24 protein-coding genes, 1 pseudogene and 1 riboswitch are annotated in these 24,385 nt (G+C 74.4%); of the genes and pseudogenes, 7 read left to right on the forward strand and 18 right to left on the reverse strand.

Translation table 11 applies throughout. From position 1 onward, the window contains the following. Nucleotides 1-7: 7 nt before the first annotated feature. Together I003_RS0106410 and I003_RS0106415 are read right to left on the reverse strand one after the other, a co-directional pair. Nucleotides 8-1,186, reverse strand: a complete 1,179-nt coding sequence (locus I003_RS0106410) for an acyl-CoA dehydrogenase family protein (protein WP_027770755.1) — start codon at nucleotides 1,184-1,186, stop codon at nucleotides 8-10. A 231-nt stretch (nucleotides 1,187-1,417) separates the two neighbouring features. Next, the gene (locus I003_RS0106415; protein ID WP_027770756.1) at nucleotides 1,418-2,071 is read right to left on the reverse strand and encodes a TetR/AcrR family transcriptional regulator; all 654 of its coding nucleotides are present in this window, start codon (nucleotides 2,069-2,071) and stop codon (nucleotides 1,418-1,420) included. A 132-nt stretch (nucleotides 2,072-2,203) separates the two neighbouring features. Between I003_RS0106415 and I003_RS0106420 the strand changes: the two genes are divergently transcribed. After that, nucleotides 2,204-2,944 (forward strand): SDR family oxidoreductase, encoded by a 741-nt coding sequence (locus tag I003_RS0106420; RefSeq protein WP_027770757.1) that lies wholly within the window; start codon nucleotides 2,204-2,206, stop codon nucleotides 2,942-2,944. A gap of 65 nt (nucleotides 2,945-3,009) precedes the next feature. Continuing rightward, nucleotides 3,010-3,327 carry a DMT family transporter gene (locus I003_RS0106425; protein WP_027770758.1) on the forward strand — a complete coding sequence of 106 codons (318 nt, stop codon included), beginning with the start codon at nucleotides 3,010-3,012 and terminating at the stop codon, nucleotides 3,325-3,327. A gap of 186 nt (nucleotides 3,328-3,513) precedes the next feature. Here I003_RS0106425 and I003_RS0106430 read toward each other — a convergent pair whose 3' ends face one another. Then, nucleotides 3,514-4,890, reverse strand: a complete 1,377-nt coding sequence (locus I003_RS0106430; RefSeq protein ID WP_027770759.1) for a peptidase C39 family protein — start codon at nucleotides 4,888-4,890, stop codon at nucleotides 3,514-3,516. 176 nt (nucleotides 4,891-5,066) lie between these two features. On the opposite strand from I003_RS0106430, the gene I003_RS0106435 reads away from it, so the two are divergent. Both I003_RS0106435 and I003_RS0106440 read left to right on the forward strand, forming a co-directional pair. Beyond that, a complete protein-coding gene (locus I003_RS0106435) occupies nucleotides 5,067-5,675 on the forward strand; it encodes a hypothetical protein (RefSeq protein ID WP_027770760.1) in 609 nt (202 codons plus the stop codon). A gap of 424 nt (nucleotides 5,676-6,099) precedes the next feature. Next, nucleotides 6,100-7,965 carry an AAA family ATPase gene (locus I003_RS0106440; protein ID WP_027770761.1) on the forward strand — a complete coding sequence of 622 codons (1,866 nt, stop codon included), beginning with the start codon at nucleotides 6,100-6,102 and terminating at the stop codon, nucleotides 7,963-7,965. A gap of 12 nt (nucleotides 7,966-7,977) precedes the next feature. Here the strand turns inward: I003_RS0106440 and I003_RS0106445 are convergent, their stop codons facing one another. From I003_RS0106445 to ribD, 10 genes are all read right to left on the reverse strand, one after another. Beyond that, entirely contained in the window at nucleotides 7,978-9,081 is a 1,104-nt protein-coding gene (locus tag I003_RS0106445; protein ID WP_027770762.1) for a hemolysin family protein, read from the reverse strand. Continuing rightward, nucleotides 9,078-10,436: a hemolysin family protein gene (locus I003_RS0106450; protein ID WP_027770763.1), complete on the reverse strand. Its 1,359-nt coding sequence runs from the start codon at nucleotides 10,434-10,436 to the stop codon at nucleotides 9,078-9,080. Before I003_RS0106450 ends, I003_RS0106445 begins: the two co-directional genes overlap by 4 nt. Nucleotides 10,437-10,604: 168 nt before the next feature. Beyond that, nucleotides 10,605-11,045, reverse strand: coding sequence for a PH domain-containing protein (locus tag I003_RS0106455; protein ID WP_027770764.1), 441 nt, complete (start codon nucleotides 11,043-11,045; stop codon nucleotides 10,605-10,607). Then, a complete protein-coding gene (gene hisG, locus I003_RS0106460; protein ID WP_027770765.1) occupies nucleotides 11,042-11,887 on the reverse strand; it encodes an ATP phosphoribosyltransferase in 846 nt (281 codons plus the stop codon). Before hisG ends, I003_RS0106455 begins: the two co-directional genes overlap by 4 nt. A gap of 66 nt (nucleotides 11,888-11,953) precedes the next feature. Then, the gene (locus I003_RS0106465; RefSeq protein ID WP_027770766.1) at nucleotides 11,954-12,226 is read right to left on the reverse strand and encodes a phosphoribosyl-ATP diphosphatase; all 273 of its coding nucleotides are present in this window, start codon (nucleotides 12,224-12,226) and stop codon (nucleotides 11,954-11,956) included. A gap of 33 nt (nucleotides 12,227-12,259) precedes the next feature. After that, complete coding sequence (gene ribH, locus I003_RS0106470) at nucleotides 12,260-12,745, reverse strand: 6,7-dimethyl-8-ribityllumazine synthase (protein WP_027770767.1); 486 nt, start codon at nucleotides 12,743-12,745, stop codon at nucleotides 12,260-12,262. A gap of 81 nt (nucleotides 12,746-12,826) precedes the next feature. Further along, complete coding sequence (locus tag I003_RS0106475; RefSeq protein ID WP_027770768.1) at nucleotides 12,827-14,209, reverse strand: bifunctional 3,4-dihydroxy-2-butanone-4-phosphate synthase/GTP cyclohydrolase II; 1,383 nt, start codon at nucleotides 14,207-14,209, stop codon at nucleotides 12,827-12,829. Further along, on the reverse strand, nucleotides 14,206-14,871 hold the full coding sequence (locus I003_RS0106480; protein ID WP_027770769.1) for a nicotinamide mononucleotide transporter family protein: 666 nt from the start codon (nucleotides 14,869-14,871) through the stop codon (nucleotides 14,206-14,208). The genes I003_RS0106475 and I003_RS0106480 overlap by 4 nt, the downstream gene beginning before the upstream one ends. Continuing rightward, nucleotides 14,868-15,485 carry a riboflavin synthase gene (locus tag I003_RS0106485; protein WP_027770770.1) on the reverse strand — a complete coding sequence of 206 codons (618 nt, stop codon included), beginning with the start codon at nucleotides 15,483-15,485 and terminating at the stop codon, nucleotides 14,868-14,870. Before I003_RS0106485 ends, I003_RS0106480 begins: the two co-directional genes overlap by 4 nt. Before the next feature lie 2 nt (nucleotides 15,486-15,487). Then, nucleotides 15,488-16,657 carry a bifunctional diaminohydroxyphosphoribosylaminopyrimidine deaminase/5-amino-6-(5-phosphoribosylamino)uracil reductase RibD gene (gene ribD, locus I003_RS0106490; RefSeq protein ID WP_027770771.1) on the reverse strand — a complete coding sequence of 390 codons (1,170 nt, stop codon included), beginning with the start codon at nucleotides 16,655-16,657 and terminating at the stop codon, nucleotides 15,488-15,490. A gap of 147 nt (nucleotides 16,658-16,804) precedes the next feature. Further along, a riboswitch (FMN riboswitch) is annotated at nucleotides 16,805-16,935 on the reverse strand. Between the two features lie 395 nt (nucleotides 16,936-17,330). On the opposite strand from ribD, the pseudogene I003_RS36755 reads away from it, so the two are divergent. Next, nucleotides 17,331-17,510, forward strand: a pseudogene (locus tag I003_RS36755) (DUF5995 family protein); the annotation flags it as partial. Nucleotides 17,511-17,520: 10 nt separating this feature from the next. On the opposite strand, the gene I003_RS0106500 reads toward I003_RS36755, so the two are convergent. From I003_RS0106500 to I003_RS0106515, 4 genes are all read right to left on the reverse strand, one after another. Beyond that, nucleotides 17,521-19,224, reverse strand: a complete 1,704-nt coding sequence (locus I003_RS0106500; protein WP_027770772.1) for an NAD(P)/FAD-dependent oxidoreductase — start codon at nucleotides 19,222-19,224, stop codon at nucleotides 17,521-17,523. 111 nt (nucleotides 19,225-19,335) lie between these two features. Next, complete coding sequence (locus tag I003_RS0106505; RefSeq protein ID WP_027770773.1) at nucleotides 19,336-20,124, reverse strand: carbon-nitrogen hydrolase family protein; 789 nt, start codon at nucleotides 20,122-20,124, stop codon at nucleotides 19,336-19,338. 158 nt (nucleotides 20,125-20,282) lie between these two features. Further along, nucleotides 20,283-20,738, reverse strand: coding sequence for an Lrp/AsnC family transcriptional regulator (locus I003_RS0106510; protein WP_027770774.1), 456 nt, complete (start codon nucleotides 20,736-20,738; stop codon nucleotides 20,283-20,285). A gap of 60 nt (nucleotides 20,739-20,798) precedes the next feature. Then, nucleotides 20,799-22,238 carry a GuaB1 family IMP dehydrogenase-related protein gene (locus I003_RS0106515; protein ID WP_027770775.1) on the reverse strand — a complete coding sequence of 480 codons (1,440 nt, stop codon included), beginning with the start codon at nucleotides 22,236-22,238 and terminating at the stop codon, nucleotides 20,799-20,801. Nucleotides 22,239-22,371: 133 nt separating this feature from the next. Between I003_RS0106515 and I003_RS31615 the strand changes: the two genes are divergently transcribed. Then, a complete protein-coding gene (locus I003_RS31615; protein WP_486584116.1) occupies nucleotides 22,372-22,701 on the forward strand; it encodes a DUF6479 family protein in 330 nt (109 codons plus the stop codon). 441 nt (nucleotides 22,702-23,142) lie between these two features. Further along, nucleotides 23,143-23,538 carry a four-helix bundle copper-binding protein gene (locus tag I003_RS0106525; protein WP_051368125.1) on the forward strand — a complete coding sequence of 132 codons (396 nt, stop codon included), beginning with the start codon at nucleotides 23,143-23,145 and terminating at the stop codon, nucleotides 23,536-23,538. Nucleotides 23,539-23,561: 23 nt separating this feature from the next. Here I003_RS0106525 and I003_RS0106530 read toward each other — a convergent pair whose 3' ends face one another. Next, nucleotides 23,562-24,263, reverse strand: a complete 702-nt coding sequence (locus I003_RS0106530; RefSeq protein ID WP_027770777.1) for an LmeA family phospholipid-binding protein — start codon at nucleotides 24,261-24,263, stop codon at nucleotides 23,562-23,564. Nucleotides 24,264-24,385 lie beyond the last annotated feature (122 nt).

The raw sequence follows: 24,385 nt of genomic DNA on the forward strand, positions 1-24,385 counted from the left end.
CCGGCCGCTATCCCCGGTCCGCCTCGGCGCCCAGCAGGTGCCGAGCGACGACCACGCGCTGGATCTGGTTGGTGCCCTCCACGATCTGCAGCACCTTCGCCTCGCGCATGTAGCGCTCCGCGGGGAAGTCCGCGGTGTAGCCGTAGCCGCCGAGCACCTGCACGGCGTCCGTCGTCACCCGCATCGCCGCGTCCGTGCAGAACAGCTTGGCCATCGCGGCGTCCTGGGCGAAGGGCAGCCCGGCGTCGCGCCGTCGCGCGGCGGCGAGGTACAGCGCGCGTCCGGCCGCGATCTGCGTCGCCATGTCGGCGAGCATGAAGCGCAGTCCCTGGAAGTCGGCGACGGGCCGGCCGAACTGCTGCCGCTCCAGCGCGTATCCGTGCGCCGTGTCGAGTGCCCCCTGCGCCACGCCGATGGCGCATGCCGCGATGCCGAGGCGGCCGGAGTCGAGCGCGTCGAGCGCGATGGCGAAACCCTGCCCTTCCTCGCCCAGGCGCCGCGCGTCGGGGATCCGGACCCCGTCGAAGTGCACCAGGCCGGTGGGCGAGCCCTTCATGCCCATCTTCTTCTCCGGCGGCGCGGCGCTGATCCCCGGGGCGTCGCCGGGGACGAGGAAGGCGGTGATCCCGCCGGGACCGGGACCGCCGGTGCGGGCGAGGACGGTGTAGAAGTCGGCGACGCCGGCGTGGGTGATCCATGCCTTGGTGCCGTCCAGGGTCCAGGTGTCGCCGTCGCGTACGGCGCGGGTGGTCAGGGCGGCGGCGTCGGAGCCGGAGGCGGGCTCGGAGAGGCAGTACGCGCCGAGCAGGCCGCCGCCGAGGATCGCCGGAAGGAACTCCTTGCGCTGTCCCTCGGTGCCGTGGCAGGCGATCGCGTGGGTGGCGAGGGTGTGCACGGAGGTGCCGAGGCCGACGGTCAGCCGGGCGGCGGCCAGTTCCTCCAGCACCTGCAAGTAGACCGCGTACGGCTGCTCCCCGCCGCCGTACTCGGCCGCGTAGGGCAGCGCGAGCAGTCCCGACCGCGACAGAGTGCCGAACAACTCCCGTGGGAAGCGGCCCGCTTCCTCTTCTTCGGCCGCGCGGGGCGCGATCTCCCGCCGGACCAGCTCACGGACGAGGGCCAGCAGGTCGCGGGACTCCTCGGTGGGCAGCTCGCGTTCCACGGGCAGCGGACCACGTACGGCCATGCGGTGCACTCCTTCTTCGCCGGGCGCGCGTACGGCGCTGTCGACGGCGGCTCCGGCCGGGATATGGCGGCGCCGCCCGTTGTGTTGCTGCAGCACGATGCTGCCCCGCCGGGTTGCGGCGAGCCGGCATGTACGGCTGCGGTGAAGGGGAGTATGCCCGATCGGCGGTACGGCGGCACAGACGGGGTGCGTGGCGAACCGGCCGGTTCGCGGGGGCGGTTCCCGGCGTCGTCAGGAGGCGGCGGAACCGGCCTCGGGCACCAGTCCGGCGAGCAGGTCGTCGTAGCCGGCCTTGACGCGGGCGACGCTCATGCCGCCGGCCCGGCGCTGGTAGTCGTAGAGGTTGGCGGCCAGCGGCGCCAGCAGCGCGTCTGCGAGCCAGCGTACGTCGGCCTCGGGCCGGATCCGGCCGAGGAGCAGCGCGAGATGCTGCTGGTACAGCTCGTACGAGCCCTCGGTGAACCGGGCGTCGGCGGAGTCCGTCTCGGCCACGAGCAGCAGCCCGAGCTGTTCCTCGGTGCGGTCGACGAGGGCGTGCAGGAAGGCACGGATGCGCTCCCGCGCGCCGGCGCCCGGCCCGAGCGGCGGCGGGCCCTTCAGGAACGCCGTCTGGAACTGCACTTCGCGGTCGTCGATGACCGCGTACGCCAGTCCGGCGCGGTCGCCGAAGCGGCGGTAGACGGTGCCGACGCCGACCCCCGCGGCCTTGGCCACCTCGTCCATGGACAGCGCGTCGGGGCCGCGCTCGGCGACCATCGCGGCGGCGGCGGCGAGGATCCTGCGGCGGTTCTGTGCGGCGTCCGCGCGCTCCGGCGGCGGGCCGCCGACCACGGGCAGCTCGGTGCCGGCCGGGCGCCGCCGCCCGGTGGTGTCGTCCTGTGTCACCTGCGCTCCTTCCTGTCCGGAGGATAGCGAAGGGGAGAGTTCTCCGATTCCCTTCGACATCCGGAGAACTCTCCGGTTACCCTTCGGGCAGACACCAACCGGAGAACTCTCCGGATACCGAAGGGGACGATCATGACGCAGCTTGCGGGCCGGACGGCCCTGGTCACAGGCGGCAGCCGCGGCATCGGTGCCGCGATCGCGCGGCGGCTGGCCGAGGAGGGCGCCGACGTGGCCGTGACGTATCACCGCTCGCCCGAGCGGGCCGCGGAAGTCGTACACGCCGTGGAGAGGACCGGCCGGCGCGGCCTGGCCCTCCCGGCCGACGCCGCCGACCCCGACGCCGTCGTCGCCGCGGTGGACCGGGCCGCCGCCGGACTCGGCCGGCTGGACATCCTGGTGAACAACGCCGGCATCGCGCCGTACGGGCCGCTGGCCAAGGTGCGCCGTGAGGACGTGGACGCGGCACTCGCCATCCACGTCCGCGCGGTCTTCCTCGCCTGTCAGGCCGCCGCCCGGCACCTCGGCCCGGGCGGCCGGATCATCAGCATCGGCAGCAGCTTCGCCGAGCGGGTGCCGATACCGGGCTGGACGCTCTACGCCGCCAGCAAGTCCGCGCTGACGGGCCTCACCCGCGGGCTGGCCCGCGACCTGGGCCCGCAGGGGATCTCGGTCACCGTCGTCCACCCCGGCGACACCGACACCGAGATGAACCCCGCCGACTCCCCCGACGCCGACGCCGCCCGCGCCATCAGCGCGCTGGGCCGCTACGGACGCCCCGAGGACGTCGCCGCCACCGTGGCGCACCTCGCCGGACCCGGCGGCGCGCAGATCACCGGCGCGGCGATCGCCGTGGACGGCGGCTTCGCCGCGTAGCGCGCCCGCCCGCGGTCCCGCGCAACGCCTCCGTACGACCCGAACGACAGAACCCGGGAGACCCCGTGCCCTGGATATTCCTGCTGATCGCCGCCGGCCTCGAACTCGTCTGGGCCACGGCCCTGAAGCACTCCGACGGCCTCACCCGCCTCTGGCCCTCGGCCATCGGGCTGGTGACGGCGATGGTGAGCGTCGTGGTGCTGACCATGGCGCTGCGCAGCCTGCCCGTCGGCACCGCGTACGCCGTCTGGGTCGGGCTCGGCTCGCTGGGGGTGGCCGCCGCGGGCGTCCTCGCGATGGGCGAGAGCGCATCGCCGGCCCGGCTGGCGTGCCTGGGGCTGATCCTCGCGGGTGTCGTCGGCCTGAAGTTCGTCGAGGGCTGAGCGCACGGAACACCGCGCCCACCGGGACTCGTCCGGTGCACGGACGCGAGGGCGGCGGGCAGGCCGTTCGGGATTCCGGTGGGGGCGGTAGGCCGGCTGGCGATCCTCCGGGCGCTCCCCGGCGGGCACACCAGGACCCGCCCGCTGTCCTTCGGGCGGGTCCTGCGGTGACGTGGCGCCGCGGCGTCAGCGGATGCCGACGGCGGCCAGCGCCGCCTGCTGAGCTGCGGTGATCTCGCTTCCCCACAGCACGTAGCAGATGCCGCCGGTGCCGGAGCGGACCGCGCCGGTCGCGTCGTAGCGCTTGGTGCGCAGCCAGATGTTCTCCCACTGGCGGCGCTTGTAGACGTGCCGCACCGCCGGGTTGTCCGGGGAGGCCGGGTCGTTGGCGACGACGTCGCCGTCCTTGGTGAAGCCGACGACGGTCATCAGGTGGCCCGACGTGCCGTAGCCCGCGCCGTCCAGTTCCTCCTCGATGAAGGACTGGGACGTGATCAGCGGGATGCCGGCGGCGACGAGCAGTTCGGCGTCGGCGAGCGAGCCGAGCCGGGTGACGACGCCGTTCATGTCGCGGTACGTGCTCGCGTAGGCGGTGTTGAACGGCCAGTTTCCGCAGCCCTCGTACTGGTAGTCGTACGTGGAGCGGGCAGCGTGGCAGACCTGCGGGTCGTCGTAGTCGGGGTTGACCCACTGAAGGTCCCCGCCGGTGGGCTTGCGGCCCCAGTACTCGATGATCATCTGCGAGGAAGTGGGGCTGCACCATGCCTCGCCGCCGTTGTCGTACTCCGGGTAGCGGCCGGCGTGGACGTTCTGCGAGTAGCGCGGGACGACCAGCTCGCGGGAGAGCCGCGGCTTGCTCGCCGGTACCTCGAAGCGGTCCGGTACGTCGGAGCCCATCGCGCCGACCCGCCACACCTGCGGCGTCGCGTCGCTGCCGGGCTTGCGGTAGAGGGTCACCCGCAACTGGTAGTCGACCAGCCGCAATCCGCCGGCGGCGTCGTCGATGGCGAACGTGTCGGTCCAGATGCTGCTCTTGCCGTCCGACTGGTCGTCCACCGTGGTGCGGCGGATGTCCGCGTCGCCCGCGGCCCAGCGGCCCATCACGTACCAGGGCGTGCGGCCGCCGTCGCTGTACGTGCCGCGCAGCTCGACCATCAGCCAGGTGCCGGCCGGGGTGGCGGCGTTCCAGGAGGCGACGACCTCGGTGGCGGGCAGGGCCAGCCGGTGGACCGGGGAGGTCCAGGTGGCGTACTCCCAGGAGGCGGTGGTCCCGGTGTGCGGGTCGGCGTAGTCGCTGCGGCCCGCGGGCCGGCCGATCACGATGCCGGGACGGCGTCCCGAAACGACCTTCGTCCCGCGGGCGCTGCCGCGGCGCCACGCCGGCGCGGAGGCCCAGCCGCGGTAGTCGGCGAGGGAGTTGCCGAGCGGCGGCCGGCCGGCGGCGGCGCCGTCGGGGACGGCGGGGGCGGGGAGCGCGGAGGCGGACGCGGCCGGGGCGGCACCGGCCGCTGCGGCTGCCAGGGCGGCAGCCAGCACGGTACGCCGTGACGCACTTGAGGGCATGGCAGACTCTCCAGACAGTTGCGGCGCATGCTGGGGGGCAGGCCACAACTATTCACCCTCGGTCTGCCGTTAGGAAGTCAATCCGTGCTACGAGATGGGTGAACATTGGTTCATACCACTGGTGTGACCTGGGGTGGAGAAGGACCTCGCGGAGCGGTCGCCGTAGCCTTGCGGCGATGAGCGCCACCCACGACCCGGCCCCCGACCCCGTGCCGGCCGCCCTGGTCCGCGAGTTGCGCGGCCTCGCGCCTTCGTGCGGGCCCGTGCGGCTGGTGGCCGTCGACGGGCACGCCGGGTCCGGCAAGACGACGTTCGCCGGCCGGCTCGCCGCGGCGCTGGGCGGGGCGCCCGTACTCCGGCTGGACGACTTCGCGACGCACCGCGACTTCTTCGGCTGGACCGGTCGGCTGCGCCGTCAGGTGCTCGCACCGCTGGCCGAGGGGCGCCCGGCGGTCCACGACGCGTACGACTGGCACGCCCGCGCCTTCACCGCGCAGCGCACGGTGCCGCCGGCGTCCGTGGTGCTCGTCGAGGGCGTCGGTGCGGGCCGCCGGGAGCTGCGCCCGCATCTGGCCCGGCTGCTGTGGATGGAGGTACCCGCCGCGGCGGCGTGGGCGCGCGGGCGGCGGCGCGACGGGCCGGGCCTCGGGGGCTTCTGGGACGAGTGGGAGCGGGCGGAGCGGGCGCACTTCTCGGCCGACCCGTCCCGCCCGTACGCCGGCCTTCTGGTGGTGCGCCGCAAGGACGCGTACCGGCTGGTCCCGGGGCCTGCGCACGCCCGGTGACCGCGCGGGGCGCACACCGTACGTAGCCGGTCCCGGGCCCGGCCGGAATAGACCCCTCCACGCCCCAACTCCGCTTGACCCAGGGGTAGTACAGGACTTACGTTCTCAGTGAGCGGGCCCCACCGGCACCGCTTCACGCGCGAAGCCCCCGATTGTTCCCCCGTGATCGGGGGCTTCGTTCTGTCCAAAGAGGGAACAATGGGATGACTTACGGACCGGGCGCCCCTCACCCACGGTCACCGCGGCGGGCGGCCGGGTCCCCCGCGCGCGCGTCCGATACGTGCCGTCGGCCCGCATCGCCGCCGCGGGTACCATGCGAGCAGGCCGTCTTTGCCGCAACTCCCCTTTTGTGCAGGGGAGTTCGCGAGGGACGGCCGACCAGCGACCCGAGGAGATCCGCGGGGGAACGGTTGGTGGCTACGTGATGGACAACGGCGCGCGCGGGCCCGAGGCCCCCGCGGAGCTCGCCTGGCTGCGGGGCGTCGACGCCTACACGATGGGCGCGTACACCAGGGCCGAGGAGGAGTTCAGGTCCGCCGTGCGGCTTGACCCGCAGATGGCCGACGCCTGGCTGGGGCTGCACGCGCTGCGGGCGGACACCGCGACGGCCCTGCTGGAGATGTACCGGCATCGCGACCGCTTCGGCGAGCAGCGCGCCCGGCACCGCCGTCCCCTCAACTCCTGGTACTGGCTGGGCTGGTGGGTCCAGCCCGTGCTCGACACCGGCCGCGACCTGCTGCTCGCGCACGCCTCGCACTGGCTGGACGGGCGGCATGTGGCCGAGCTGGAGCAGGCGCTCGCCGCCTGTCCCCCGGCAGAGACCGACCCGCAGGTGCGCTTCCTGCACGCCTGCCGCGCCTATCTGGTCAAGGACTGGGAGCAGCTCGTCCGGCTGACCGTGCCGCTGACGGATGACCCGCTGCTGGGCATCGAGGCCGGGCTGTTCGCCGGTATGGCGCGGGTGCGGCTGGAGATGTACGGGCAGGCCGTGCCGATGCTCTCCGCCGCGTTGATGCGCTGCCGCAGCGAGCAGCCCCAGCGCAAGGAGCTGCGCTACTGGCTGGCCCGCGCGCAGGAGGGCTCCGGGCGCAGCGCCGCGGCGCTGCCGCTGTACCGCGCGGTGCACCGGATCGACCCCTCCTTCATGGACACCGCCGCCCGGATCGCCGCCATCGACGGCCTCGACGACTTCGACGGCCTGGACCCGGTGCCGGGCCTGGCGTCGGTGCCCCTGGGCGGCGCCGAGCAGGAGACCGCGCCGGGCGATCCTCCTCCCCCGGCGCCCGACGGCCGGGAGCTGGTGCCCGCCGACGAGGTGCTGCGCCCGCCGGCCCCGGCCGGCGGCCCGGGCGTGCAGCGCGAGCGCACCTCGCTGCACGCGGGCTCCCCCTACCAGCCGGCAGCCGCCGACCCCGCGATGCTCGCCGAGGCGCTGGCGGACCTCGACCGGATGGTCGGCCTCGATCCCGTCAAGCGGCAGGTACGGGCGCTGTCGGCGCAGCTCAACATGGCCCGCCTGCGGGCCGGCGAGGGCCTGCCGGTGCAGCCGCCGAAGCGACACTTCGTCTTCTCCGGGCCCTCCGGCACGGGCAAGACCACCGTGGCGCGCATCCTGGGCCGCGTCTTCTACGCGCTCGGGCTGCTCGCCAGCGACCGGCTGGTGGAGGCCGGGCGCGCCGACCTCGTCGGCGAGTTCCTCGGCCAGACCGCCGTGAAGGCCAACGACCTCATCGACTCCGCGCTCGGGGGCGTGCTCTTCATCGACGAGGCGTACAGCCTCGCGGGCGTCGGCTACTCGCGCGGCGATGCATACGGCGACGAGGCCCTGCAGGTGCTCCTCAAGCGCGCCGAGGACAACCGCGACCGGCTCGTCGTCATCCTCGCCGGCTACCCCAAGGGCATGGACCGCCTGCTCCACAGCAACCCGGGCCTGACGTCCCGCTTCACGACGCGCGTCGACTTCCCCAGCTACCGCCCGCTGGAGCTGACCGCCATCGGCGAGGTGCTGGCCGCGCAGAACGGCGACTCGTGGGACGAGGAGTCGGTCGAGGAGCTGCGCAGCATCTGCGGGCACGTCGTCGACCAGGGCTGGATCGACGAGCTGGGCAACGGCAGGTTCCTGCGCACGCTGTACGAGAAGAGCTGCGCCTACCGCGATCTTCGGCTGTCGGCCTACCCGGGGCCGCCGGGCCGCGAGGATCTGGCGACGCTGCGGCTGCCCGACCTGATGCAGGCGTACGGCGAGATACTCTCCGGCCGCGAGCCGACCCAGGAACCGGACGCCGGCTGAGCCGCCCCTGCGTCAGCCGACCGAGGTGGGCACGGACTCCGCGGCGCTCCCGCCCGCGGTCCGCTGACGCGCCGTCAGCCGGTGGGCGGGGTCACGGACCTCGCCGACCAGCAGCTCCAGCACGTCCTCCAGCGCCACCAGCCCGAGCACCCGCCCCGGCGCGGCCGGGTCGGCGACCGCCGCCAGGTGGGAGGCGCCGCGCCGCATCGCGGCCAGCGCGTCGTCCAGCGGCAGACCGGGGTGCAGCACGGTCATCGGCCGGAACAGGTGGGCGGGCACGGCCCGTTCGCGCTCGTCCAGGTCGAGGACGTCCTTCACGTGCAGATAGCCGAGGTACGTCGGGCCGCCGCCGGCGCCGCGCACGGGGAAGCGCGAGTAGCCGGTCCGTACCGTCAGCTCCTCGACCTGCCGTGGGGTGACCGAGGCATCCACGACGACCATCGAGGCCGGGGCGAGCAGCACGTCGGTCACGGGCCGCGAGCCGAGGCCGAGCGCGTCGTTGAGCCGGCGCTGCTCGCCGTCGCCCAGCAGCCCGGCCTCGCGGGAGTCGGCGACCAGGTCGGTCAGTTGCTCCGTGGTGTAGACGCTGGTGAGCGCGGAGCGCGGCTCCACCCTGACCAGCCGCAGGAGGTGCCGGGCCAGGGCGCCGAGCAGCGCCGTGGCGGGGCGGCACAGCCGGGCGAAGGCGACGAGTGCGGGCGCGAGCCACAGCGCCGCGCCGGCGGGAGCGGAGAGCGCCATGTTCTTGGGCACCATCTCGCCGACGACGAGGTGGAGGCAGACGACGACAGCCAGCGAGACGGCGTAGCCGAGCGGGTGGATCAGGCCGTCGGGCACGTGGGCGGCGTGGAAGGCGGGCTCCAGCAGCGAGGCGATGGCGGGTTCGGCCAGCGCGCCGAGGGTCAGCGAGCAGACGGTGATACCGAACTGCGCCGCGGCCATCATCTGCGGCAGGTGCTCCAGTCCGTACAACACCCGCCGGGCGCGCGCGGAGCCCCCGGCGGCGTACGGCTCGATCTGGCTGCGCCGTACGGAGACGAGGGCGAACTCGGCGCCGACGAAGAACCCGTTGGCCAGCACCAGCAGCGCCGCGAAGACCAGTTGGAGCGCGCTCACGCGGCCCTCCCCCCGGTCCGGCGCGGGACCGCGGCGGCCACGGCGTCCGCCGTACGCACCAGCCGGACCAGCGCCGCCCGATGGTGGTCGACGTGCCGTACGGCCAGCCGCCAGCCTGGCAGGGCCACCGCGTCCCCGGCCGCCGGAATCCGGCCCAGCAGCGCGGCGACGAGTCCCGCCACCGTCTCGTACGGGCCCTCCGGCGCCGTCAGCCCGATCCGGCGCAGTGCGTCGAGGCGGCAGCCGCCGTCGGCGTCCCAGGCCGGATGCCCGTCGGCGGCGGGCGCGGCGCGCAGGTCGGGTACGCCGTCGACCTCCCGGTCGTGCTCGTCGCGGACCTCGCCGACCAGCTCCTCCACGATGTCCTCCAGCGTCACGACGCCCGCGGTGCCGCCGTACTCGTCGACGACCACCGCTATCGGCTGCCCGCCGCGCAGCTTCTCCAGCAGCGGCTGCGCCGGCAGCGTCCCGGGCACGAGCAGCGGCGGCACGGCGATCCGCGCGACGGGCGTGCGTGTCCGCCGCCCGGCGGGGACGGCCAGCGCGTCCTTGAGATGAACCATGCCCGTGACCTCGTCGAGCCGGTCGGTGTAGACGGGGAAGCGGGACAGGCCGGTGGCGCGCGTGAGGTTGAGGACGTCCGCGGCGGTGGCGGAGGACTGCAGCGCGACCACCCGGACCCGCGGGGTCATCACGTGCTGCGCGGTCAGCCCGCCGAGGGAGAGGGTACGGACGAACAGGTCGGCGGCGTCCGGCTCGATCATCCCGGCCTGCGCCGAGCTGCGCGCCAGCGATCCCAGCTCCGTCGGCGTACGGGCCGACGCCAGCTCCTCGGCCGGCTCGACTCCCAGCAGCCGCACCAGCCGGTTTGCGGCGGCGTTGAGCAGCGCGATGAGCGGCCGGAAGAAGCGCGAGAACAGGGTCTGCGGCCCGGCGACGAAGCGGGCGACGGCCAGCGGCCGGGACACCGCCCAGTTCTTCGGCACCAGCTCGCCGAGGACCATCTGCGCCGCGGAGGCGAGCAGCACCCCGGTGGCCAGCGCCGTGCCGGGCACCACGCCGGCGGGCAGCCCCGCGGCCGTCAGCGGGCCGCGCAGCAGCCTTCCGAGCGCGGGCTCGGCGAGCATGCCGACGACCAGCGACGTGAGGGTGATGCCGAGTTGCGTACCGGAGAGCTGGAACGACAACTGCCGCAGCGCGGCCACGACACGGGCGGCGCGCCGGTCGCCGGCCGCGGCGGCGCGCTCCGCCTGCGGGCGCTCCACGGCGACGAGCCCGAACTCGGCCGCCACGAAGAAGCCGTTGGCGAGGATCAGCAGGAACGCCAGGCCCAGCAGGGCCAGTGAGGTGATCATCGCGCCGCCGCCACGCGGGAGGCGGCGCCGGTACTACAGGAGGATCCGTCCATCGCCCTGGGGGGCTCACTCCTCGGGTCGCCGGGTGACCCGGTGCGCTCGGCTCCGGGAAGGCCCCTGGAGGGCCCTGCGCACCAGAGTAAACACGACCCGGGCCTGGGGGCAGCCTCAGGCGCCGGGTGCGCCCGTGCCGCGCTCCGCCGCCATCCCGGCGAGCACCCGCGCGTCCCGCTCGGCCTGCTCCCGGCCGATGCCCGGCTGGATGCCCATGACCGGCAGGCTCGTGCCGTCGGCGAGGTCGAGGGAGACCCAGGGGTCGCCGGGCCGCAGGTTGACGCGGAGGATTTCGGCCCAGGCGAGGTGCCGGCGGTGGGTCAGGTTGGTGACCGTGACACCGTCGTCGGCCGCGACCACGTGGGGACGGCCGAGGAGCAGCAGCCCGCCGAGGAAGAACAGCCCGACGACGACGAAGCTGATCCGCTCCCCCAGGTTCATGCTGAGCGTGAAGCCGATCGCGGTGAGCGTGGCGAAGATCGTGAAGCCGGAGGCGACGAGCACCGCCCGGGTGCGGTGCGGCCGGAAGGTGACCGGCAGTTCGGCGGCGGTCACAGGCGGCAGGCGTGGATGGTGGTGGTGAGGATGGCGCGGGCCCCCAGTTCGTACAGCTCGTCCATGATCCGCTGGGCGTCGGCGGTGGGCACCATCGAGCGGACGGCGACCCACCCCTCGTGGTGCAGCGGCGAGACGGTCGGCGACTCCAGACCCGGGGTGAGGGCGACGGCCTGCTCCAGGTGCTCGGCGCGGATGTCGTAGTCCATCATCACGTACCGGCGGGCGACGAGCACGCCCTGCATCCGGCGCAGGAACTGCCGTACCTTCGGCTCCTCCCGCGAGCCGGTGCCGCGGATGACGATCGCCTCGGAGGTGAGGATCGGCTCGCCGATGATCTCCAGTCCGGCCTGCCGGAGCGTGGTGCCGGTCTCGACGACGTCGGCGATGATCTCGGCGACCCCGAGCTTGATCGCGGTCTCCACGGCGCCGTCGAGGTGGACGACCTCGGCGTCGACGCCGTTGTCCGCCAGGTGCTTGGCGACCAGCCCGGAGAAGGACGTGGCCACGGTCTTGCCGCCGAAGTCGGCGACGCCGGCGGCCGTGCCGGGGCGGGTGGCGAAGCGGAAGGTGGAGGCGCCGAAGCCGAGCTGCATGATCTCCTCGGCGCCGGCACCGGAGTCGAGCAGCAGGTCGCGGCCGGTGATGCCGATGTCCAGACGCCCCGAACCGACGTAGACGGCGATGTCGCGGGGGCGCAGGAAGAAGAACTCGACGTCGTTCGCGGCATCGGTGAGCACCAGTTCGTGGCGGTCCGTGCGCTGCCGGTAGCCGGCCTCATGGAGCATCGCCGACGCAGGCTCGGCGAGGGAACCCTTGTTGGGGACGGCGATGCGCAGCATGGTCGTGACTCTTCCTGTTCTGCCGGTGGGCTTCTGCCGGTGGCTGAGGGCGGGTGCGTACGGGCGTCAGAGATGGGCGTAGACGTCGTCGAGGGAGATGCCCCGGGCGACCATCATCACCTGAAGGTGGTAGAGGAGTTGGGAGATCTCCTCCGCGGTGCGCTCCTCGCCCTCGTACTCGGCGGCCATCCAGACCTCCGCCGCCTCCTCGACGACCTTCTTGCCGATGGCGTGCACACCCAGCCCGACGAGCTGGGCGGTGCGGGAGGTGGCGGGGTCGCCGGTGGCGGCCTTCTGGTGGAGCTCGGCGAAGAGCTCCTCGAATGTCTTGCTGGCCATGGTGGGCCCAGTCTACGGGGTCCGCGGGGACGCTCAGCGCCAGGGCTCGGTCACGGTGCGCAGCGCCGCGGCGGTGGCCACGGCGGCGGTGACCGCCTCGTGGCCCTTGTCCTCCACGGAGTCCGCGAGACCGGCGCGGGCGAGCGCCTGCTCCTCGGTGTCGCAGGTGAGCACGCCGAAACCGACGGGTACCCCGGTCTCCACGCCGACGCGGGTCAGCCCTTCGGTGACGCCCTGGCACACGTAGTCGAAGTGCGGGGTGCCGCCGCGGATGACGACGCCGAGGGCGACGACGGCGTCGTAGCCGCGGCCGGCCATCGCCTTGGCGGCCACCGGCAGCTCGAAGCTGCCGGGCACCCGCAGCAGAGTGGGCTCGGTGATGCCCAGCTCGCCGAGGGCGCGCAGGGCGCCGTCGACGAGCCCGTCCATCACCTGCTCGTGCCAGAGCGCGGCGACGACGGCGACCCGCAGGCCCTCGCAGTTCTTCACGGTCAGTTCGGGTGCGCCCTTGCCGCTCACGGCTCTCCTCTTTCGCTCTCTGCCGGGGTGGGTGGTGGTGGAACAGGTGACATATGCCTGATATCGGGTGCCGCTACGGGGTCACTGGTTGCTGCACACCGCGACGGGGGCGCCCTCCAGCCAGGGCAGGTGGTGGCCCATGCGGTCGCGCTTGGTGAGCAGGTAGCGCAGATTGTGCTCACCGGCCTCGACGGGGGTGGGCTCGCGGCCGGTGACGGTCAGCCCGTGGCGGAGCAGGGCCTCGACCTTCTCGGGGTTGTTGGTCATCAGGCGCACCGAGGTGACGCCGAGGTCGGCGAGCATACGGGCCCCGGCTGCGTAGTCGCGGGCGTCCGCGGGCAGGCCCAGCTCCAGGTTGGCGTCGAGAGTGTCCCGGCCGCGCTCTTGCAGCTCGTAGGCGCGCAGCTTGGACAGCAGGCCGATGCCGCGGCCCTCGTGCCCGCGCAGGTAGATCACGACGCCGCGGCCCTCGGCGGCCACGCGCCGCAGCGAGGCGTGGAGCTGCGGGCCGCAGTCGCAGCGCTGGGAGCCGAAGACGTCGCCGGTCAGGCACTCGGAGTGCAGGCGCACGAGCACCCCCTTGTCCCGGTCGTCACCGGCGACGTCGCCCATGACCAGGGCGATGTGCTCGACGCCGTCGGCGGCCGAGCGGTAGCCGTACGCGGTGAAGTCGCCGTACGCCGTGGGCAGCCGGGTCTCGGCCTCGCGGCGTACGCCGGGGGCCGCCGCCGGGGCGGGGGCCGGGACGGTGAAGGACTCCGCAGCGGCCGGGACGGTGGCGGGCCCGGGGGCGGCGGGGACGGACTCCGTGGTGCGGCGGTAGGCGATGAGGTCGGCGATGGAGACGATCGCGATGCCGTGCTTGCGGGCGAACGGGACGAGCTGCGGCAGCCGCAGCATCTCGCCGTCCTCGCCGGCGATCTCCACGATCGCCGCGGCCGGCCGCAGCCCGGCGAGCCGGGCCAGGTCCACGCCGGCCTCGGTGTGCCCGTCGCGGACGAGCACCCCGCCCTCACGGGCGCGCAGCGGGAAGATGTGGCCGGGCCGGACGAAGTCCGTGGCGACCGCCGCGGGGTCGGTGAGCAGCCGGATCGTGGTCGCCCGGTCGGAGGCGGAGATGCCGGTGGTGACACCGTGGGCCGCGGCGGCGTCCACGGTGACGGTGAAGGCGGTGCGCATGGACTCGGTGTTCCGCTGGACCATCTGCGGGATGCCGAGCCGGTCCAGCGCCTCGCCCTCCATCGGCATGCAGATCATGCCGCTGCACTCGCGCATCATGAACGCCACGGTGGCGGGCGTGATCAGCTCGGCGGCGACGATGAGGTCGCCCTCGTTCTCGCGGTCCTCGTCGTCCACGACGACGACGGGCCGGCCGGCGGCGATCTCCTCGATCGCGCGCTCAACGGGGTCGAGGCGGAGGTCCTCCACGTCCCCGGCGTGCTGCCAGGTCTGCAGGGCGGTCATGCGGCGGCTCCTTCCAGTGCCTCCGGCCGCCCGGTGGCGGGCGGGGCGGTGCGGCGGCTCGCGGTCCACCAGGCGCGCAGGCCGAGGAGGACGACGACGCCGTAGACGACGTACACGAGGGCGGAGAACTTCAGGTCGCTGGAGTACGCGAGCGGGACGCCGACGGCGTCGACGGCGAGCCAGGCGAACCAGAACTCGACCCAGCCGCGGGCCATGGCGACCATGGCGGCGACGGAGCCGGTGAACAGGTAGGCGTCCGGCCAGGGGTTCCAGGACAGGGACGGGACGGCGAGGAAGAGCAGCGCGACGGCGGTGGTGCCGACCGCGGTGGCGCCGACGAGCCAGGCGCGCTCGGTCCAGGTGGCGAAGCGCACCCGTATCGCACCGCTCTCGCGCCGGCCGCGCGCCCACTGCGCCCAGCCCCACACCGAGACGCCGACGACCAGCAGTTGCTTGCCGACGCCGCCGGTGAGGCCGGCGGAGGCGTACGCGACGACGAGCACCGCGCCGGAGAGCAACTGGGCCGGCCAGACGGCCACGGAGCGGCGCCAGCCGAGGGCGAGCGCGCCGAGGCCCAGCACGTTGCCGGTCATGTCGGCCCACTTGATGTCCTCGCCGAACACCGAGAAGGCCACGCCGTTGAGGGAGTCCAGTGCGCTCACTCCCGTGCTCCGCCCGCGCGGGCGGCGTGCGGGGCGAGCAGCCGCTCGACGTACTTGGCGACGACGTCGACCTCCAGGTTGACCTTGTCTCCGGGCTGCTTGACGCCGAGCGTGGTCAGCGCGAGCGTCGTGGGGATGAGGCTGATCGTGAAGAAGTCGGGCCCGGCGTCCACGACGGTGAGGCTGACGCCGTCGACGGTGATGGAGCCCTTCTCCACGACGTAACGGGTGAGGCCCCCCGGCAGCGAGACGGTGACGACCTCCCAGTTGTCCGAGGTCTTGCGCTTCATGATCTCGCCGGTGCCGTCGACGTGACCCTGCACCAGATGCCCGCCCAGGCGCCCGCCGACGGCGGTCGGGCGCTCCAGGTTGACCCGGTCCCCGGGGCCGAGACCGCCGAGGCTGGAGCGGTTCAGGGTCTCGGCCATCACGTCGGCGGTGAACTCCGGTCCCTCCAGGTCGACGACGGTCAGGCAGACGCCGTTGACGGCGATGGAGTCACCGTGCCGGGCGCCCTCGGTGACGACGGGGCCGCGCATCCGGTAGCGGGCGGCGTCGGGCAGCTCTTCGACGGCGACGACCTCGCCGAGCTCTTCAACGATTCCGGTGAACAACGTCAGCTCTCCTTGGTGGCGGGCGGCTCGGGCGCGGGCCCTGGCACGGCGGTCAGCCGCAGGTCGGGGCCGAGGTGGTCGACGGCTGTCACATCGAGGCGCAACGCCTCGCCGATCGTGCCGATTCCGGCGTCGGCGAGCGCGGCGGGCCCGGCGCCCAGCAGGACGGGGGCGAGGTAGCAGACGACCCGGTCGACGACGCCGGCGGCGAGGAACGCCCCGGCCAGGGTCGGGCCGCCCTCCAGCAGGACGGAGCGCACGTCCCGCCCGTACAGCGTGGCGAGCAGCGCGTCGACGTCGAGGCCCCGGCCGCCGGCGGCGCGCGGCAGGCGCACCGCCTCGGCGCGGTGGCCGCCGCGGGCCGCGGCGGCGTCGAGGGCGGCGCCGAGGCGGCCGACGGCGGCGGCCGGGGCGTCGTCGGCCACGGCGACGAGGGTGGGGGCGGCACCGTCGAGTATCCGGGCGCCAGGGGTGAGGGCGGTCGCGCCGGTGTCGGCGACGACACGCAGCGGCTGGGTGACGCCGGCCTCGGCGCGGGGTCCGCGGACGGCGAGCTGGGGGTCGTCGGCGCGCAGGGTGCCGGAGCCGACGACGACGGCGTCGGCCTCGGCCCGCAGCCGGTGGACGTCGGCGCGGGCGGCCGGTGAGGTGATCCAGCGGCTGGTGCCGTCGGCGGCGGCGCTGCGGCCGTCGAGCGTGGCGGCGTACTTCCACAGGACATAGGGCCGGCCGCGGAGCACGGAGGTCAGCCACGGCTCGTTCCCGGCGGCGGCCTCGTCGGCGAGCAGGCCGCCCTCGGCCTCGATCCCGGCCGCGGCGAGCGCCGCGGCGCCGCCGCCGGCCGCGGGGGTGGGGTCGGCGACGGCGTAGACGACGCGGGCGACCCCGGCGGCGGCCAGGGCGCGGACGCAGGGACCGGTGCGGCCGGTGTGGCTGCAGGGTTCGAGGGTGACGACGGCGGTGCCGCCGCGGGCCCGCTCCCCCGCGTCCGCCAGCGCGGCGATCTCGGCGTGCGGGCCGCCGGCGCGGGCGTGATGGCCCTCGCCGACCGGGTGCCCGGCCGCGTCGAGGATCACGCAGCCGACCACGGGGTTGGGGCTGGTGTCGCCGAGCGCCCGGGAGGCGAGCGCGATGGCGCGGCGCATGGCCTGCGCTTCGGCTGGGGTGGCCACCCGGGTCCTCCTGCCTCGTCGGGCACGGACTCCGGGGCCTGTCTTTCACGACAGTCACGGAACGCGATCACCGGGGCGCCGGCCGGGATCCGGCTGGACCGCCCGCGAGGGGCGGGCCGCCGGGGGCGGCGCACCTGTGGCATCCCGCCGCGCACTGCCTCCCATCCGGACTTTCACCGTCGGTCCAGGAATTTCACCTGGTCAACCGGCCGCTGGCAGCGGCCGGGTCGCGGACTGTAACCGCCGGTTCGGATTTTCACCGACCCCGGAGTGCGCGTACGTCACTGGTACGACTCCAGTCTGCCACGCTCCGGCACGGGTCAATCCCGCCGTTCCTGTGGGCTGGATCACCCCGCGAGGCCCCCGGCGGTACCGGCCGGGCGGCGGACACCACCCGTACGAGGGGTGCTCGGGGCCTCGCCCGGGCGGGTGAGGGCCGCGCGGTCTCCCGGCTGTCAGGGTGACGGCCATGACGTCTGTGCAGGACACCGTGGCCTGAGGGGACCTCGGCGGCGCCGCGGAACGGATGCGCGCGCTGACGTGCGGGCTGCCCCGGCGCGACGGGGTGGCGGTCTTCGCCTCGGTGTATCCGGCGGTGACCGAGGAGGAGCGGCTGCATCCGGCGGGCGGCCGTTTCGCGGACCGGACCGTGGCCGCCGGGCTCGCCGCGGACCTCGCGGGGGCGTGGAGCCTGGAGCGGGCCCGGGACGCGGCGTGGGCGGCGGCGCGGGTGCTGTGGCGGCTGCGCGGACTGCCCGAGGTGGGCGAGGAGTTCGCCGAACGGCTGGATCAGTCGGTGGGGCTGGTCTCGCGCTGCCTGCTGGCCCCGCTGCGCGCCCGGTCCCGCGACTGAGCCGGACGCCTCAGTCCTCCGGCAGCTCCACCGGGGCGATGGCGTCGAAGACGTCTCCGGGCCCGGGGTTGGCCGGGTCGGTGGCGCCGCCGAAGTGCCGCATCACGCCCCACACCGCGTTCAGCGCCGTCTGCACCGCGCCCTCGGCCCAGCCCGCGGTCCACGAGATGTCGTCGCCGGCCAGGAACAGCCCGCGCTTGTCCGCCGGCAGCGACTCCTGCATGAAGTGGGTGAACAGCCGCCGCTGGTAGCGGTAGTGGCCCGGCAGGTTGGCCTTGAACGCACCCATGAAGTACGGCTCGTCCTCCCAGGAGACCGTCACCGGCGGGCCGATGACGTGCTTTTTGATGTCGACCTCCGGGTAGATCTCGCCGAGCGACTTGAGCATGACCTCCATCCGCTCCCCGGGCGGCAGCGGCAGCCACTTCAGGCTGTCGTCGCACCAGGTGTACGACAGGCAGATCGCCGCCGGCCGGTCCGGGCCGTCGTCGAGGAGGTAGGTGCCGCGGGTCATGCGGTCGGTGAGCGTCATGGACATCACGTCACGCCCGGTCCGCTCGTCCCGGTCCAGCCAGAACGGCCGGTCCACGGGGACGAACAGCTTGGAGGACGCCATGTAGTGGGTGCGTTCGACGGCGGTCCAGTGGTCGATGGGCAGCAGCTCGTCGGCACAGTCGATCTTCGACAGCAGCATCCACGACTGGGCGGTGAAGACCGCGGCCGGGTAGGTGCGCACCTCGCCGGCGGCGTCGGTGACCGTGATCCCCCCGCCGGCGGTGCGGGCGAGGCGGGTGACGGCCGGGCGGGGAGCGCCGCCGTCGTGCAGGGCGGCCAGCGACGTCCCCTGCGCCCAGTGCACGATCTTGCCGGGGGCGCGGTCCCAGAGCCGCAGCGGAAGCTGCCGGCTGCCGCCGACGATGCCGTGGTGGTCGTCGTCGGCCTCGGTGTAGACGACGCGCAGGATCTCCAGGATGGAGTTGGGGAAGTCGGTGTCCCAGCCGCCGGTGCCGAAGCCGACCTGGCCGAAGATCTCCCGGTGCCGGAAGGAGCGGAAGGCCGTCGAGTCGCAGAGGAAGCCGTAGAAGGTCTGGTTGTCGAGCCGCTCGACCAGGGCCGCCCACAGCTCGCGGATCCGCGGCACGTCGCGCTCGCGGATGGCGCGGTTCATGGCGGTGAAGTCGGCGCCCTCCTCCAGGCAGTCGGCCCAGGCGGCGGCGACATCGCGGTAGACCTGCGGCAGGTCGTCGAGGGTGCGGGCGTAGTGCGACTCGCCCTTGAGGTCGACGACGGTGGACGGGGTGCCGGGCGCCAGCGGGTTGGGGAACGGGCGGGTCCGAAGGCCGGTGAGGCCGATGTAGTGCCGCAGCGCCGTGGACGACGGCGGGAAGCGCATCGCGCCCATCTCGGCGGTGAGCGCGGGGTCGCAGCCGGGGAACGTCTCGGTGCGCAGCCGGCCGCCGATCCGGTCCGCCTCGTAGACCACCGGCTTCAGCCCCATCTTCATCAGCTCGTACGCGGTGACGAGGCCGGAGAGCCCGCCGCCGACGACGGCGACCTCGGTGCCGTGCCTGGTCGCCGGTACCTGGCCGAGACCTGCCGGGTGGCCGAGGTAGTCGTCGTACGCGAAGGGGAAGTCGGGGCCGAACATCGTGATCGGCCGCCGGGCGGGCTCCTCCGCCACGGGGTGGACGGCGGTGGGCATGGTGGACGTCATCGGGCGGGGCTCCTCGGGCGTGCGTGCGGGCGGCGCGGAGCCGCCGCCGGGTCGTGCGGGGGTACGGGCGGGGGTGCCAGGGGGTTTCCGGGGATCGCGGGGGCCCGGGCGTCAGGCGTACAGCTCGGGCCTCAGGTCCGCGAGATAGGTGTTGTCGCGGCGGGCTCCGGCGATGCGGGCCGGGTCGACCTCGGCGAGCAGGAGGTCCTCGCCGCCGTCACCGGCGCGGGCGCGCACCGTGCCGTCGGGCGCGGCCAGGCAGCTCAGCCCGGCGAAGTGGTGCTCGCCCTCGGCCCCGACGCGGTTGGCGTACGCGATGTAGAGCTGGCTTTCGTAGGCGCGCGCGGGGACGAGCGTGCGGGCCACGAACTCGTACGGACGCATCAGCGCGGTGGGTACGAGCAGCAGCTCCGTGCCGGCCAGGGCGTGCGCCCGCACCAGCTCGGGGAACTCCACGTCGTAGCAGATCAGCATGCCGACGCGGAGGCCGTCGACGTCGGCCTGCACCACGGTGGTGTCGCCCGGGGTGAAGGACCTGCGCTCGAAGTCGCCGAAGAGGTGCGTCTTGCGGTAGTTGGCCAGCGGATGGCCGTACGGGGTGATGAGCCGGACGGCGTTGTACACCTCGGTGCCGTCCCGCTCCGGATAGCCGTAGGCGAGGAACAGCCCGTGGTCGGCGGCGATGGCGGCGACGGCGCGGGCGCCGGGGCCGTCGGCGGGCTCGGCGTGGACCGCGGGGTCGGTGGCGTACCCGCTGAGGAACAGCTCGGAGGCGACCAGTAGCCGCGCGCCCCCGGCGGCGGCGGTCCGGGCGGCGGCCTCCAGGGCGGCGAGGCCCTCCCGCCTGCCCGGGAGCGCCCCGGCCGGCCCCTGGAGCAGGGCGATGCGCAGCGGCGCCATGTGCAACCTCGCAGGCGGGTGGTGGGGTGGGGCTCCCCTCGACGGTACGGCCCGGCCGCGGGCCGGAACAAGGCCCGTCGATTGCGTCCGGTCAGGCGATTCGTTGCGTGATGCGCCGCTCGGGCGGCGATCCGTTGCGTGGCCCGCCGGGGCGCGGCTCACCGGGGTGGGTCAGGGGCGTAGCGGCGCACGAGCGGGGAGAGGACGAGGACCGATCTCGTGCGCTCGACGAAGGGCTCGCCGGCGATCCGTTCCAGCACGTCTTCGAAGTGCCGCATGTCGGTGGCGAAGATCTGCACGATGGCGTCGGCGTCACCGGTGACCGTCGAGGCGGCGGCCACCTCCGCGTAGCGCGAGAGGGCGCGGCGGAGGTCGGCGGGGCCGGTGTTGGAGCGGCAGTACACCTCGACGTAGCCCTCGGTGGCCCAGCCGAGGGCCGCCGGGTCGACCCGCACGGTGAAGCCGGTGATGGCGCCCGCGGCGCGCAGCCTGTCCACGCGCCGCTTGACCGCGGGCGCGGACAGCCCGACCTCGGCGCCGATGTCGGCGTAGGTGCGGCGGGCGTCCTCGGCGAGGGCGCGCACGATCCGCTCGTCCAGCTCGTCGAGTCGCATCTTCGCAGTACACCACGGCCGGCGGCGCCGCTCCCGACGCGGCCGGCCCCGCTGCTCCGACTACTGCCAGCTTGCGTGCAGCGGCTTGCCCTCGGCGTAGCCGGCGGCGCTCTGCACGCCGACCACCGCCCGCTCGTGGAACTCCTCCAGCGTGGCCGCCCCGGCGTAGGTGCACGCGCTGCGCACGCCCGCGACGACGGCGTCGATGACGTCCTCCACGCCCGGCCGCGCGGGATCCAGGAACATCCGCGAGGTGGAGATGCCCTCCTCGAAGAGCCCCTTGCGCGCGCGGTCGTACGCGGACTCCTCCGCGGTACGGCCGCGCACGGCACGCGCCGAGGCCATGCCGAAGCTCTCCTTGTACAGCCGCCCGTCCGCGCTCTGCTGCAGGTCGCCCGGCGACTCGTAGGTGCCGGCGAACCAGGAGCCGATCATGACGTTGGAGGCTCCGGCGGCCAGCGCCATGGCGACGTCGCGGGGGTGGCGCACGCCGCCGTCGGCCCACACGTGCCTGCCGAGCCGGCGGGCCTCGGCGGCGCACTCCAGCACGGCGGAGAACTGCGGGCGGCCGACACCGGTCATCATCCGGGTGGTGCACATCGCACCGGGCCCGACGCCGACCTTGACGATGTCGGCGCCCGCCTCGACGAGGTCCCGTACGCCCTCGGCGGCGACGACGTTGCCCGCCGCCACGGGCACCCCGGGATCGAGGGCGCGGACGGCGCGCAGCGCGTGGATCATCTGCTCCTGGTGGCCGTGCGCGGTGTCCACCACGAGGGTGTCGATGCCGGCGTCGACGAGCTGCTTGGCGCGGCCGGCGACGTCGCCGTTGATGCCCACCGCGGCGGCGATACGCAGCCGGCCGCGGGCGTCGGTGGCGGGGGTGTAGAGCGTGGCCCGCAGGGCGCCCTTGCGGGTGAGCAGGCCGACGAGGCGTCCGTCGGGTCCGACGGCGGGGGCGAGCCTGCGGTGGGCGGCGTCCAGCCGGTTGAACGCCTCGCGCGGGTCGATCTGCGCGTCGAGGGTCAGCAGGTCGCGGGACATGACCTCGGAGAGCTGGGTGAAGCGGTCCACGCCGGTCAGGTCGGCCTCGGTGACGATGCCCACGGGACGGCCGTCCTCGACGACCACGGCGGCCCCGTGCGCCCGCTTGGGCAGCAGCGCCAGCGCGTCGGCGACGGTGGAGTGCGGGCCGAGCACGATGGGGGTGTCCAGCACCAGGTCGCGCCCCTTGACCCAGGAGACGACCTCGGCCACGACGTCGATGGGGATGTCCTGCGGGATCACGACGAGCCCGCCGCGGCGGGCCACGGTCTCCGCCATCCGGCGGCCGGCGATCGCCGTCATGTTTGCGACGACGAGCGGGATGGTGGTGCCGGTTCCGTCGGAGGACGACAGGTCCACGGCCTGGCGGGAGCCCACGCCGGAACGGCGGGGGACCATGAACACGTCGTCGTACGTGAGGTCGTACGGGGCGGGAGTGTCATTCAGGAAACGCACGTGCTTCAGTGTCCCACGCGGCAGCGGTATCGCCCCCGGACAAATCCGCCGGCCGGTGCGGCCGGGGCGGGGCGACGGGGCACAGGTGCGGCGGCGGATGTGCAGGCGGGCGATCCGGGGGTACCCGGGCGCCATGCCTACCGACGCGCACCTACGTGCTTCCGGCAGTGCCGCCGACGCCGCCGTCACCGCCGGCCTGCTCCCCTTCCTCCTCGGCCTCGTCGTGGTCGCCGTGCTGGTCGGCGCGGTGTGGCTCGGCATCCGGATACGTTCCCGTGAGCCCGCCCCGCCGCGGCCGGAGGACCAGCCGCGGCCCCCGGAGTCCGGCCCGGTCCGGCGGGTGACGGAGGAGCGCGAGCCCGCGGAGGTGCCCCGGGACGAAGGCCGGCTGACCCCGCACCGGATGCGGGGGCACGGCAACTCCGGCACCCGGCCCGCCGGCCCCCGGCACCGCCGCGACTGAGCCGCCGGGCACGCTGCCCGCCCCCGGCACCGCACCGCCCTCCGGGCGGGCGTGCAATCGGGCGGAACTTCCGGCCCGGGGGCGTGAAGCGGGCCGCGGCCGGGCAGCCGCCCCCTTGACCGCAAAGGAAACACGCGCACGACCCGTCACGGGAGGACGACATGTCGACGCAGCCGACCCGGGTGCCGGCAGCGGACGCCGGGACCCGCCCGTTCCCGTCGGCGGACCGGGAGCCCGATCCCGTTCCGCCGATGCCGCCACCGCCGGTGCCCCCCGCACCTCCCGGCCCCGACCCGCGCCCCGGGCCGGGTCCCGCACCCGTACCGGAGCCGACGCCGCCCACGCCTGATCCGATCCCCCGGCCGCCCGGCCCCGACCCGGTGCCGGAGCCCAACCCGCAGCCGGGTCCCGTGGGCTGACGCCGGAGGGGAGCGGTTGACGGTGAAAGAGGCGATCCAGGTGGCCGTTTCGGCCGACGAGCTCGATCGTGAGGCACTCGTCCGCTATATCGAGGACGGCTTCGTGTGCGCGCAGGCGTGCGCGGAGTGCGCGACCGCGTGCCTGCAGCCCGCCGGGGCGGCGGAACCCGGCGCCGTGCAGCGGCTGGACCTGCAGTGCGCGGACGTGTGCGAGCACACCTCCCGGATGCTCTCGCAGCACGGCCGGTACGACGCGACGGTGCTCCGGGCGCAGGTCGAGTTGTGCGCCGCGACGTGCGCTGCGTGTGCCGAGGACTACGAGCGGCTGGCCGACGAGGCGCCCGGGGCGGCGGAGCGGGCGGAGGCGTGCCGCCGCTGCGAGCAGGCGTGCCACGCCTTCCTGGTGAACCTCGTCTGATCGCGCGGGCGCTCCCCGCGCGGTCAGCCCGCGACCCGGATCCCCTGGCCCGTCACGTCGACCACGATGCCGTCGGCGGTCGCCGTGACCAGGCCGAGGCGTACGCCGTCGGGCAGCCCGCCCACCCGGCGCTCGACGTCGACGGCCCCGCGCACCGCCTCTTCGGTCCCGGGCACGCCGTCCGGGACCTCCTCCGCCCGCAGCCGGATGGTGTCGCCGCCCTCGACGGCGACGGCGGAGAGCACCTCGGCCGGCTCCGGTGCGTTCAGCGTCCCGGCGCTCGCGGTGACCTTCACCTTGCCGTCGCCGCCGTAGGCGAAGGTGACGCCCTGATGCCCGGCCACGGCCGTCAGCGCCTCGTACGCGATGAGGGCGGAGCCCTCGGCGCTCTCCGCGGTCGCGCCGCCGTAGTCGCCGTCCAGCTCGACGCCGCTCAGTTCCACGCTGAACTCGGAGATCATCAGCCGCTCCCCGGTGCCCGCGGCGGCCGGGTCGGCGCGGATGCCGGTCATCGTGACGTCGACGTCGTCGAGGTGCTTGCCGTAGATCTGGGTGAGGAACGGGAAGCCGTTGACGGACACGTCCGTGCTGCCCTCCAGGCCCTGCCGGGCCTGGATCTTCTCCGCGACCTTCCCCTCCGTGATGTGGACGGCGAGCCGGTCGGCGGCGACGAAGAGCACGCCGAGCACGAGGCACAGCACGAGCACGATTTTCAGTCCGCGCATGAAACAGGTCCCCCCCGGGTGCGTAGATTCCGGAGCCTATCCGGTCCCCCGCGCGTCTCCCGCGCCCCCGGCCAGGTGTGACACATCTCTACCGGCGCAGCGGGCCAGGGTCTTGTCCGGCG

This window comes from Streptomyces sp. CNQ329 (assembly GCF_000482585.1).